At 71.4% G+C, this 11,979-nt stretch carries 8 protein-coding genes and 1 pseudogene; all 9 read right to left on the bottom strand.

Annotation, left to right across the window (positions count from 1 at the left end):
* Positions 1 to 7: 7 nt before the first annotated feature.
* Complete coding sequence (gene nuoL, locus QM809_RS16600) at positions 8 to 1,975, bottom strand: NADH-quinone oxidoreductase subunit L (RefSeq protein ID WP_415046802.1); 1,968 nt, start codon at positions 1,973 to 1,975, stop codon at positions 8 to 10.
* 4 nt (positions 1,976 to 1,979) lie between these two features.
* Positions 1,980 to 2,279: an NADH-quinone oxidoreductase subunit NuoK gene (gene nuoK, locus QM809_RS16595; protein ID WP_415046801.1), complete on the bottom strand. Its 300-nt coding sequence runs from the start codon at positions 2,277 to 2,279 to the stop codon at positions 1,980 to 1,982.
* A complete protein-coding gene (locus tag QM809_RS16590) occupies positions 2,276 to 3,088 on the bottom strand; it encodes an NADH-quinone oxidoreductase subunit J (RefSeq protein WP_415047126.1) in 813 nt (270 codons plus the stop codon). The genes nuoK and QM809_RS16590 overlap by 4 nt, the downstream gene beginning before the upstream one ends.
* 29 nt (positions 3,089 to 3,117) lie before the next feature.
* The gene (gene nuoI, locus QM809_RS16585) at positions 3,118 to 3,690 is read right to left on the bottom strand and encodes an NADH-quinone oxidoreductase subunit NuoI (protein ID WP_415046800.1); all 573 of its coding nucleotides are present in this window, start codon (positions 3,688 to 3,690) and stop codon (positions 3,118 to 3,120) included.
* Positions 3,683 to 4,975, bottom strand: a complete 1,293-nt coding sequence (gene nuoH, locus QM809_RS16580; protein ID WP_415047125.1) for an NADH-quinone oxidoreductase subunit NuoH — start codon at positions 4,973 to 4,975, stop codon at positions 3,683 to 3,685. The genes nuoI and nuoH overlap by 8 nt, the downstream gene beginning before the upstream one ends.
* Positions 4,975 to 7,518, bottom strand: a complete 2,544-nt coding sequence (locus QM809_RS16575; protein WP_415046799.1) for an NADH-quinone oxidoreductase subunit G — start codon at positions 7,516 to 7,518, stop codon at positions 4,975 to 4,977. The genes nuoH and QM809_RS16575 overlap by 1 nt, the downstream gene beginning before the upstream one ends.
* Before the next feature lie 128 nt (positions 7,519 to 7,646).
* A pseudogene (gene nuoF / locus QM809_RS16570) lies at positions 7,647 to 9,910 on the bottom strand (NADH-quinone oxidoreductase subunit NuoF); the annotation flags it as partial.
* Positions 9,907 to 11,250: an NADH dehydrogenase (quinone) subunit D gene (gene nuoD, locus QM809_RS16565; protein ID WP_415046798.1), complete on the bottom strand. Its 1,344-nt coding sequence runs from the start codon at positions 11,248 to 11,250 to the stop codon at positions 9,907 to 9,909. The pseudogene nuoF and the gene nuoD, both read right to left, overlap by 4 nt.
* Positions 11,247 to 11,927, bottom strand: a complete 681-nt coding sequence (locus tag QM809_RS16560; RefSeq protein ID WP_415047124.1) for an NADH-quinone oxidoreductase subunit C — start codon at positions 11,925 to 11,927, stop codon at positions 11,247 to 11,249. The genes nuoD and QM809_RS16560 overlap by 4 nt, the downstream gene beginning before the upstream one ends.
* Positions 11,928 to 11,979 lie beyond the last annotated feature (52 nt).

Genomic DNA, 11,979 nt, shown 5'->3' with positions numbered 1-11,979 from the left:
GAGAGGCTCACAGCGAACTCACCACCCACGTGATCGCGCCGATCAGGATCGTGCCGCCGAGGATCGACGCCGCATACGACCGCACGTAACCGCTCTGCAGACGCCGGGTGAGCCGCGACAGTCCGGTCACCCCGGCGCCGACGCCGGACGGCAGCCGATCCAGTCCGTCCTCCTCGAAGACGACGACGCCGCGCACCGCCGCCCGGCCGACACCCTCGAACACCCGCTCGTTGACCGCATCCCCGTAGAGGCTTCGGCGGGCGGCGACGGTCAGCGGCGACACGTCGTCGGGAGCCGTGACCGGGACGGGATTCCGCCCGTACCGGAGCCAGCCGAGTGCGACGCCGGCGAGCACCGTGACCAGCACGATCACGGTCACCGCGGCCGCAGGCAGCAGAGCCTGGCGATGTTCGGGCTCGCCGACCACCGGGGCCAGCCAGTGCTCCAGCGTCCCGCCGAGAGCGAGGGCTCCGCCCAGGAGCAGCGAGCCGACGGCCAGCACGATCATGGGGAGCGTCATCGAGAGCGGAGACTCGTGGGGGCGCGGGCGGTTCGACTCGCGAGAGGGGTCGCTCGACCAGCGCGGTTCGCCGAAGAAGGTCATCACCGTCACCCGCGTCATGTAGAACGCGGTGATCCCGGCGCCCAGCACCAGCACCGCGAACAGGATCGGCCCGCGCACCCCGCCCGCGGCGAGCGCGGTCTCGATGATCCCGTCCTTGGAGAAGAAACCGGAGAACGGCGGGATCCCGATCAGGGCCAGACAGCCGACGCCGAAGGTGACGAAGGTGATCGGCAGGAGCCGCGCGAGGCCGCCGTAGCGGCGCATGTCGGTCTCGTCGTCCATCGCGTGCATCACCGAACCTGCGCCGAGGAACAGCCCGGCCTTGAAGAAGCCGTGGGTCAGCAGGTGCATGATCGCGAACACGGAACCGATCGGGCCGAGCCCGGTGGCGAGGATCATGTAACCGATCTGGCTCATGGTCGACGCCGCCAGCGCCTTCTTGATGTCGTCCTGGGCGCAGCCGATGATCGCCCCGACCAGGACGGTCACCGCGCCGACCGCGATCACCGCGGTCCGGGCGGTCGGCGCGAGATGGAACAGCGGGCCCGACCGGGTGATCAGGTAGACGCCCGCGGTCACCATGGTGGCCGCGTGGATCAGCGCGGACACCGGGGTGGGGCCCTCCATGGCGTCGAGCAGCCAGGCCTGCAGCGGGACCTGCGCGGACTTGGCGCACGCGGCCAGCAACAGCAGCAGACAGATCCCGGTGAGCGTCGACGGACTCGCCGCGCCGGCGTCGTCGAACACGTCGGCGAAGCCGACCGAACCGAAGGTCGCGAACATGAGCATCAGGGCGATCGCGAACCCGACGTCGCCGACACGGTTGATCACGAACGCCTTCTTGGCCGCGGTGGCCGCCGACTTCCTGTGCTGCCAGAACCCGATCAGCAGGTACGACGCCACGCCGACGCCCTCCCAGCCGAGGTAGATCCCGAGGTAGCCGTCGGCGAGCACCAGTACCAGCATGGCCGCCAGGAACAGGTTGAGATAGGCGAAGAACCGACGACGACCCGAGTCGGTTCTCATGTAGCCGAGCGAATAGACGTGGATCAGCGTCCCGACCACGGTGATCAGCAACACGAAGCACATCGACAGCTGGTCCAGCCGCAGCGCCGCCTCGACACGGAGATCGCCGACCCGGATCCACTCCCAGCCGCCCGCGATCACCGTGCGTCCGGCGGTGTCGCGGCCGAGCATGGCGAACCAGCTCGCCAGGCCCGCCACGGCGGCGGCGCCGGCGAGACCGGTGGCGGCCAGGTGCCCCCAGGCGTTCGTCCGCCGCCCCCCGAGCAGCAGCGTCAGCGCACCGAACGCGGGCAGACCGGGGATCGCCCAGAGCAGTCCCGCCCAAAAGCCGCCGGTGAGCGCCGCGGCGTTCAGGACTGCGAGGTCCGGGACCACCGTGTCCATCGCGTCACCGCCTCAGCAGGTCGGCGTCGTCGACGGAGGCCGATCTCCGGGCTCGGAAGATGGCCATGATGATCGCCAGACCCACCACCACCTCGGCCGCGGCCACCACCATCGTGAAGAAGGCGACCGCCTGACCGTCGAGACTCGAGTGCATGCGCGCGAAGGTGACGAACGCGAGATTGGCGGCGTTGAGCATCAGCTCCACGCACATGAACACCACCAGCGCGTTGCGCCGCAGCAGCACCCCGGCGGCGCCGACGGCGAACAGGACCACCGCGAGGAAGAGACAGCCGGCCGGGTTCATCGCTCGCCTCCCGCCGCCGAGCCCACCTGTCTGGCGCCCGAGCCCGAGTCCGCGGCCGGATCCCGCGGTGTGAGCAGTGCGTTGACCGACTGCTTCGACGGGCTCCCGTCCGGTTCCAGGGCGGGGACGTCGACGGCGTTGTGCCGGGCGAAGACACCCGGCGGCGGCAGCGGCGTCGCCCGGGCGCCGTCGGCGAAACGCCTGATGGAGAGCTCGCGCTGACCGAGCTTCGGGGACAGCCGCTGCCGGTGCGCGAGCACCATCGCCCCGAGCGTCGCGGTGATCAGCAGGGCGCCGGTGAGCTCGAACGCCCACAGATGGTCGACGAAGATCAGTTCGGCCAGCGCCCGCACCGAGCCGTCGGTCTGCGCCGCGGCGGCCCGCTCCTCCATGCCGTGGAAGGGGCCGAGTGCGGCGTGCCCGAGCGCGGCGATCAGCAGGACCGCGAACCCGGCGCCCAGCCCGGCCGCCAGCAGACGCTGCCCGCGGATCGTCTCCACCAGGGAGTCCGAGGAGTCGACGCCGATCAGCATCAGCACGAACAGGAACAGCATCATCACCGCGCCGGTGTAGACGACGATCTGCACCACCCCCAGGAACAGCGCGCCCTGCATCACGTAGAACACCGCCAGGACGATCATCGTCATCGCCAGAAACACCGCCGAGTAGACGGCCCGGGGGGAGAGCACCACGCCGAGCGCCCCGACCACCGCCGTCGCGGCGAGCACCCAGAACGTGACGGCCTCGCCCAGACCCGTCTGGGCCGTCCCGGCGGCGAGGACGACGGGACTCGTCGCGGCATCGGAGATCGACGTGCCGGCGATCAGCGCGGCGGGAGTCACCGGGGCTCCTCGTCGGGCCCGACGGGATCGTCGGCGGGTTCGGCCGACCGGGCCGTCACCTCGCCCCGGTAGTAGTGCTCCGGTCGGGTCCCCGGCGCCATGTCGTGCGGGGGCGGCGTCATGTCGTCGTCGAGCGGTGCCAGGAGCTGATCCTTCTCGTAGATCAGACCGGCCCGGCTGGGTCCGGTGAGCTCGTAGTCGTCGGTCATGGTGAGCGCCCGGGTCGGGCACGCCTCGATGCACAGTCCGCACCCGATGCAGCGCAGATAGTTGATCTGGTAGACGCGGCCGTAGCGTTCGCCGGGCGAATACCGTTCCTCCTCCTGGTTCGGTGCGCCCTCCACCAGGATCGCGTCGGCCGGGCAGGCCCACGCACACAACTCGCATCCGATGCATTTCTCCAGGCCGTCGGCGTAGCGATTGAGCTGGTGGCGGCCGTGGAAGCGGGCCGCGGGCGGCCGCTTCTCCTCGGGATACCGCTCGGTCACGGGCGTGCGGAACATGGTTCCGAAGGTCACCGCGAAACCGGCGACGGGTGTGGGCAGCGGGGGCGTGGGCAGCTCAGGCATCGGTGCTCTCCTTGATCGAGTGAGGCCGGGACCCCGGCACCACCTGGCCCGGCAGGGGCGGCACGGGGAATCCGCCGGCCATCGGGTCGAAGGGCGCCGCCGGATCCGGGGTCGGGGGCGGCGGCGCGGCGGACCCGCCGACCACCCTGGCGATCGTGGCCACCAGCGCCGCGGTGGCCACGATCCCGACGGCGCCGAAGATCAGCCCCGTGACGGTGCCGGACAGGCCGCGGGTGGCCTGCACGATCACCGCGACCACCATCACCCAGGCCAGGGCGAACGGGATCAGGACCTTCCAGCCGAGCGTCATGAACTGGTCGTAGCGCAGGCGCGGAAGGGTGGTGCGCAACCAGATGAAGACGAACAGGAAACACCACATCTTGAACACGAACCACACCAGCGGCACCCAGCCGGAGTTCGCGCCGGGGATCAGGCTGATCGGCCACATCACCTGCCAGCCGCCGAGGAACAGCGTGGTGGCCAGCGCCGACACCGTCGCCATGTTGATGTATTCGGCGAGCATGAACATCGCGAACTTCAACGACGAGTACTCGGTGTGGAAGCCGCCGACCAGTTCGCCCTCGGCCTCGGGGAGGTCGAACGGCGCGCGGTTGGTCTCGCCGACCATCGCGATCGCGTAGACCACGAACGATGGCAGCAGCACCAGCACGTACCAGCGGCTCTGCTGCCCGGCCACGATCCCGGATGTCGACATGGTGGCCGACAGCAGGAACACGGTCGCGAAACCGAGGCCCATCGCGATCTCGTAGGAGATCACCTGGGCCGTCGACCGGAGACCGCCGAGCAGCGGATAGGTCGACGACGACGACCAGCCCGCCAGCACGATGCCGTAGACGCCGATCGAGGTGATCGCCAGGACGTACAGCACCGCGACCGGGAGATCGGTCAGCTGCAGCGGGGTCCGATGCCCGAACACCGAGACCATCGGGCCCATCGGGATCACCGCGAAGGCCATGATCGCCGGGACCACCGCGATGACCGGCGCCAGCAGATACAGCGGCCTGTCCACGCCCGCCGGGGTCAGGCCCTCCTTGAGGGCGAGTTTCACACCGTCGACCAGGCTCTGCAGCAGGCCGCCGGGGCCGACGCGGTTGGGGCCCAGCCGCTGCTGCATGCGGGCCATCACCTTGCGTTCGGCGAGGATCGCCACCAGCACGGTGAGGACCAGGAAGGCGAAGATCGCGATCGCCTTGGCCAGGATCAGCCACCACGGGTCGTGACCGAAGTCGGTGAGGGCGGGGAACTCCCGGTCCGCGGCGAGCATCACCGGTTCGCCTCCGTCGAGGGTCCTGCGCCCGGGGACTCTGCGCCCGGGGACCCTGCGCCCGGGAGCTCCGTGCCCGCGGACACCGTGACGGTGCTGCCCGCGGTGGCGGCCAGCGTCCGGTAGACCGGGGCGCCGGGAGAGTTCTGCGGCACCCAGACCACGTCGTCGGGCATGGCCGTGAGCAGCAGCGGGAGGGTGAGCGCGCCGCGATCGGTGGCGACGGTGACCGGATCACCGGAGGCCAGACCGAGCCGCCGTGCGGTCCCGGGCGACAGCCGGACGACGGCCCGCCGCGCCGTCCCGGCCAGGTGCGGTTCGCCGTCCTGCAGACGTCCGGCGTCGAGCAGGAGCTTCCAGGTCGCGAGGGTGAGAGCGAGCGTCGGGCGGGGCTTCGACACGGTCTCGGCCGGCGCCTCGCCCGGCTCAGCTGCAGACTTCACCGTCGGCTGAGTCGAGCGCGCCGAGTCGGCGACGAACGCCCGCGTCGACGTCCGCGGCTCCAGCGTCGCGCGATTGCCGCGCCAAGGACCGATCCGGCTGAACTCCCGGTGGATCGCCTCGGCCGAGTCGCAGTTCAGGTCGGCGCCGAGCTCGGCGGCGAGCGCGTGCAGCACCCGGTGATCCGAGAGCGGATGCGTGCGGTCCGGACGGGGCGGCAGCGCGGTGTCGAACGGGCGCGGCCGACCCTCCCAGGTCACGAACGTGCCGCTCTTCTCGGCCACCGCGGCCACCGGGAACACCACGTCGGCGAACTCGGTGACCGACGACGGCCGCTGCTCCAGGCTCACCGTGAAACCGCGCCGCAGAGCTGCGGCGGCGGCCTCCGGATCGGGCAGGTCGTCGACGTCGACGCCGCCGGTGATCACCGCCTCGAGTTCCCCGGAGGCGAGCGCCGCCAGGATGGCGTCGGTGCTCCGGCCGGGTTCGGAGGGCGGGGTGGACCCCCAGATCGCGGCGAGGTCGCGCCGGGCGATCCCCGACGAGAGCGGCCGACCCGCGGGCAGCAGATCCGGGGCGGCGCCGACGTCGAGGGCGCCCCGCTCCCCGGCGCGCCGCGGCACCCAGGCCAGGCGGGCACCGGTGGTCTCGGTGACCCGGGCCGCGGCGGCGAGGGCGCCGGGGGAACCGGCGAGCCGTTCGCCGACCAGCAGCACCGAATCCGGGGCCGCGAGCAGGTCGGCCACCTCGGGACCGGACAGCACGTCGGCCTCCTCCCCGGGGCGGCAGACCAGTACGCTCGCGGTGAGCTTCGCGGTGCCCGGACTCAGCCACGGCGCGAGCGTCACGATGCGCATCCCGTGCCTGCGCACGGCCTTGCGCAGCCGCAGGAACAGGGCGGCGCACTCCTCTTCGGGCTCGAGTCCGGCGAGCACCACCGTCGTCGCCTGCTCCAGTCGGGCGTAGGTGAGTCCGATCCCGGAACCGGCGACGTGCGCGGCGAGGAACGCGCTCTCCTCGTCCGAGTGCTCGCGGATGCGGGCGTCGACGTCGTTCGTCCGCAGGACGGTCCGCGCGAACTTCGCGTAGGCGTAGGCGTCCTCCACGGTGGCGCGTCCGCCCACCAGGACCCCGGTGCGGGCCGGTGCGAGACCGCGGGCGGCGACGGCGAGGGCGTGCGGCCACGACGCGGGCACCAGGACACCGTCGGCGTCGCGGACCAGCGGCGTCGTGAACCGGTCGGGGAGCCGGGTGTAGGCGAAGGCCCAGCGACCCTTGTCACAGTTCCACTCCTCGTTCACCTCGGGGTCGTCGCCGGCGAGCCGCCGCAGGACGGTGCCGCGCCGGTGATCGGTGCGCAGCGCGCAGCCGCCCGCGCAGTGCTCGCAGACGCCGGGGGAGGAGATCAGGTCGAAGGGCCGCGCGCGGAACCGGTAGGCCGCGCCGGTGAGCGCGCCGACCGGACAGATCTGCACGGTGTTCCCGGAGAAGTACGACTCGAAGGGCTCGTCCTGGTACGCCGACACCTGCTGCAGGGCGCCGCGCTCGGCCAGTTCGATCAGCGGATCCCCGGCGATCTCGTTCGAGAACCGCGTGCAGCGGGCACACAGCACACAGCGTTCACGATCGAGCAGCACCTCCGTCGAGAGCGGCACCGGCTTGGTGTAGGTGCGTTTGACGCCGTCGAACCGCGACTTCGGCCGTCCCGCCGACACGGCCTGGTTCTGCAGCGGGCATTCGCCGCCCTTGTCGCAGGTCGGGCAGTCGAGCGGATGGTTGATCAGCAGCAACTCCATCACGCCGCGCTGCGCGCGGGCGGCCGCGGCCGAGGTGTGCTGGGTGCGCACCACCATGCCGTCGGAGACGGTCACCGTGCACGACGCCATCGGTTTGCGCTGCCCCTCGATCTCCACCAGGCACTGGCGGCAGGCGCCCGCGGGCGGGAGCAGCGGGTGATCGCAGAAGCGCGGGATCGCCACGCCGATCAGTTCGGCGGCGCGGATCACCAGGGTGCCCGCGGGGACGGACACCTCGACGTCGTCGACGGTGAGGGTGACCAGGTCCTCGGCGGCGTCGGTGCGGCGGGGTTCGGTGACGGTCATGATCTCGACTCCGCTCGATCATCGGAGGAGGCCGCGCGATCATCGGAGGAGGCCGCTCGATCATCGGCGGGGACCGCTTGGTCGGCGGAAGGGACCGCTCGGTCGGCGGAGGGGGTCGTGCGATCGGCGAAGACCGTGGCCTTGGACGGATCGAACGGGCACCCGCCCGGATGGCCGTCGTGGGCGAAGTGCGCGAGGTACTCGTCGCGGAAATGCTTCAGCGAACTCAGGATCGGACTGCCCGCGGCATCGCCGAGCGCACAGAACGACTTCCCGACGATGCTGTCGGTGAGATCGGTCAGGGTCTCCAGGTCGTCCTCGGTCGCGTCCCCGGCTTCGAGGCGCCGCATGAGCTGCACCAGCCAGTAGGTGCCCTCGCGGCAGGGCGTGCACTTGCCGCACGACTCGTGCGCGTAGAACTCGGTCCAGCGGGTCGCCGCCCGCACCACGCACACCGTCTCGTCGAAGATCTGCAGCGCCTTGGTCCCGAGCATCGACCCGGCCGCGGCCACACTCTCGTAGTCGAGCGGGACGTCGAGATGCTCCGGAGTGAAGATCGGGGTCGACGACCCGCCCGGCGTCCAGAACTTGAGCCGGTGACCGGCACGGATCCCACCCGCCCGATCCAACAGCTCACGCAGGGTGGTGCCCAGCGGCGCCTCGTACTGGCCGGGCCGGGCGACGTGCCCGGACAGGGAGTACAGGGTGAATCCGGCCGACTTCTCGGTGCCCATCGACCGGAACCAGTCGGCGCCGTTGCGCAGGATCGACGGCACGGTGGCGATGGACTCGACGTTGTTCACCACCGTCGGGCTCGCGTAGAGCCCGGCGACGGCCGGGAACGGCGGACGCAGCCGGGGCTGTCCGCGCCGGCCCTCCAGCGAATCGAGCAGCGCCGTCTCCTCCCCGCAGATGTAGGCGCCGGCCCCGGCGTGGATCACCAGCTCCAGATCCAGGGTGGAACCGAGGACCCGGGGGCCGAGGAGCCCGGCGTCGTAGGCCTCGCGGGTCGCCTCGCGGAGCCGCCGGATCACCGGGGCCACCTCCCCGCGGACGTAGACGAAGGCGTGCCGCGCCCGGATCGCGTAGGCGGCGATCGCGATGCCCTCGATCAGCATGTGCGGCGTCGCGAGCATCAGGGGCATGTCCTTGCAGGTCCCCGGCTCGGACTCGTCGGCGTTCACCACCAGATAGTGCGGCTTCGAAGCGCCGGTCCGATTCGGCCCGCTCGCTTCGCTCCCGGCGCCGTCCCGATTCGGCCCGCTCGCTTCGCTCCCGGCGCCGGGCCGCTCCTGCGGGATGAAGCTCCACTTCAGTCCCACCGGGAAGCCCGCGCCGCCGCGTCCGCGCAGGCCCGCGGTCTTCACCAGCTCGATCACGTCGTCCGGCGGCATCCGGAGCGCGGCCTTGAGGCCCTGGTAGCCGCCCCGGCGGAGGTACCCGGTCAGAGTCCACGACTCGTCGTCGGACCAGTACCTGCTCAGAACCGGGGTCTGCGCGGGCTCCGGCTCGGCCGGGGGCAGGTCGACGGCGATCACTGCGCGGACCCTTCGACGGGCTCAGGGAGCGGCCGAGACGACTCGGGGAGCAGTTGAGACGGCTCGGGGAGCAGCTGAGACGACTCGGGGAGCGGCTGAGACGGCTCAGGGAGCGGTTGAGGCGGCTCGGGGAGCGACGGGGACGGCTCAGAGCGTGAGGATCCGATCCCTGAGCCCGTCGAAGGGGCCGCCCCGGCCAGCAGGCGCTCGTTCTCCCGGAACGAGCACAGCCGGTCCGGGCCGCGACTGGGCTGCACCGGGTTCCCGGCGCGCAGGTCGTCGATCAGGCGGGCCGCCGACTCGGGGGTCTGATCGTCGAAGAACTCCCAGTTCACCATCACCACGGGGGCGAAGTCGCAGGCGGCGTTGCACTCGATCCGCTGCAGGGTCACCATGCCGTCGTCGGTGGTGTCGCCGGGCGCGATCCCGAGCCGGTCGGTGAGTCCGGCGAGGATCGCGTCGCCGCCCAGCACGGCGCACAGCGTCGTCGTGCAGACGCCGACCAGGTGTTCCCCGGTCTTCTCGCGCCGGTACATCGAGTAGAAGGTGGCCACGGAGGACACCTGGGCCGGGGTGAGATCGAGCAGGTCGGCGCACAGGCCGACCCCGGCGCGGGTCACGTAGCCGTCGTGGGCCTGGACCAGATGCAGGAGCGGGAGGAGCGCCGAGCGGGGCTGCGGGTAGCGGGCGACGATCGGGGCGGCGTCGGCGCGCAGGGCCTCCTCGTCGGCGGCGGAGTAGCGTGCCGGACCGGAGAAGGCGACCGGCGGGTGCGGCGTCGTCGTGCTGAACGCGCCCGGCGGCGTGATCTGCAGAAAGACCGGTTCGGCGGTCGTCGGTCCACGCTGGTTCATCGGTCCACCCCTCCCATCACGGGATCGATACTGGCCACGGCGGTGATCACGTCGGCCACCAGACCGCCCTCGCACATCGCGGCGACGGCCTGGAGATTGGTGAACGACGGGTCACGGAAGTGCACGCGGTAGGGGCGCGTCCCGCCGTCGGAGACCAGGTGGACCCCGAGCTCGCCGCGCGGCGCCTCGACCGCGACGTAGCACTGGCCGGGCGGCACCCGCAGGCCCTCGGTGACGAGCTTGAAGTGGTGGATCAGCGACTCCATGGAGACGCCCATGATCTCGGCGATGTGCTGCGGCGAGTTGCCGAGGCCGTCCGGGCCCACCGCGAGGTCGGCCGGCCAGGCGATCGCCGCATCGTCGATCGTCACCGGTCCGGGTTCGAGGGCGTCGAGGCACTGCCGGGCGATCCCGATCGACTCGTACATCTCCTGCACCCGGATCAGGTAGCGGCCGTACGAGTCGCATGCGGTGTCGGTGACGACGTCGAACTCGTAGTTCTCGTAGCCGCAGTACGGGGCGGTCTTGCGCAGATCGTGGGGCAGCCCGGTGGACCGCAGCACCGGTCCGGTGACGCCCAGCGCCATGCAGCCTGTCAGGTCGAGATAGCCGACGCCCCGGGTCCGCGCCTGCCAGATGTAGTTGTCGGTCAGCAGCGTCTCCACCTCGCCGAGCTGCGCGGGCAGAGCGTCGAGCACCTCCGCGATCCGCTTCTCGGCGCCGTCGGGGAGGTCGGCGGCCACGCCGCCGGGCCGGATGAAGGCGTGGTTCATGCGCAGGCCGGTGATCTCCTCGAACAGGTCGAGGATGGTCTCGCGGGCCCCGAAACCGAGGAACATCGGGGTCACCGCGCCCAGTTCCATGCCGCCGGTGGCCAGGGCCACCAGATGCGAGGAGATCCGGTTCAGCTCCATCAGCAGCACCCGGATCACACTGGCGCGTGGCGGGATCGCGTCGGTGATGCCGAGCAGCTTCTCCACGCCCAGGCAGTACGCGGTCTCGTTGAAGAACGGGGCCAGATAGTCCATCCGGGTCACGAACGCGACGCCCTGCGTCCAGGTGCGGTACTCCAGGTTCTTCTCGATCCCGGTGTGCAGGTAGCCGATCCCGCAGCGGGCTTCGGTGACCGTCTCGCCCTCGAGTTCCAGGATCAGCCGGAGCACGCCGTGCGTCGACGGGTGCTGCGGACCCATGTTCACCACGATCCGCTCCTCGGCCGAACCGGTGACGGCGTCGACGACGTCGTGCCAGTCGCGGCCGCCGACGTCGAACTCCCGTTCTCCGGTGTCGTTTCGCCGATCCCCGAGATCGGTCCGCCCCGAACCTGTCGAAGGGCTCATCGGTACGACCTCCGCTGGTTCGGGGGCGGCACCGTCGCGCCCTTGTACTCCACCGGGATCCCGCCCAGGGGGTAGTCCTTGCGCTGGGGATGGCCCTCCCAGTCGTCGGGCATCTCGATGCGGGTGAGCGACGGGTGGCCGGTGAAGACGATGCCGAAGAAGTCGTAGGCCTCGCGCTCGTGCCAGTCGTCGGTGGGGTAGACGCTCATCAGGCTCGGGATCCGCGGATCGGAGTCCGGGGCGGTGGTCGCCAGCCGGAGCAGCCGGTTGTGGGTGATCGAGCGCAGCGGGTACACCGCGTGCAGTTCCCGGCCGGTCATCTCCGGGTAGTGGATCCCGCTGACGCCGAGGCAGAGTTCGAAGCGCAACGACGGTTCGTCGCGGAGGGCGGCGGCCGCGACGAGCAGTCCCCGGCGGTACACCGACAGGGTCAGTTCCCCGCGGTCGATCACCACCTTCTCCAGGACCCGGTCGGGGTCGGCGCCGCGTGCGGCGAGGCCGGCGCGCAGATCGTCGACGGCCTCGTCGAACCAGCCGCCGTAGGGACGCTCCGCGGCGGCGGGCGTGGTGATCGGGCGGACGAGGCCGCCGAAACCGGAGGTGTCGCCGGTGCCGGAGACGCCGAACAGACCGTGGGTCACCGCGACGGTGTCGGGCCGGGCGAGGCCCCCGCACAGGCCCGCGGTCTCGAGCGCGCCGACCTCGCGTCCGCCGTCGTCCGGTCGGGCA

It is taken from the genome of Gordonia sp. (in: high G+C Gram-positive bacteria) (genome assembly GCF_047600385.1).
In the GTDB taxonomy this organism is placed as follows: domain Bacteria; phylum Actinomycetota; class Actinomycetes; order Mycobacteriales; family Mycobacteriaceae; genus Gordonia.
Note: the sequence above shows the minus strand (reverse complement) of the source record. Positions and strands in the feature narration are given on the sequence as shown.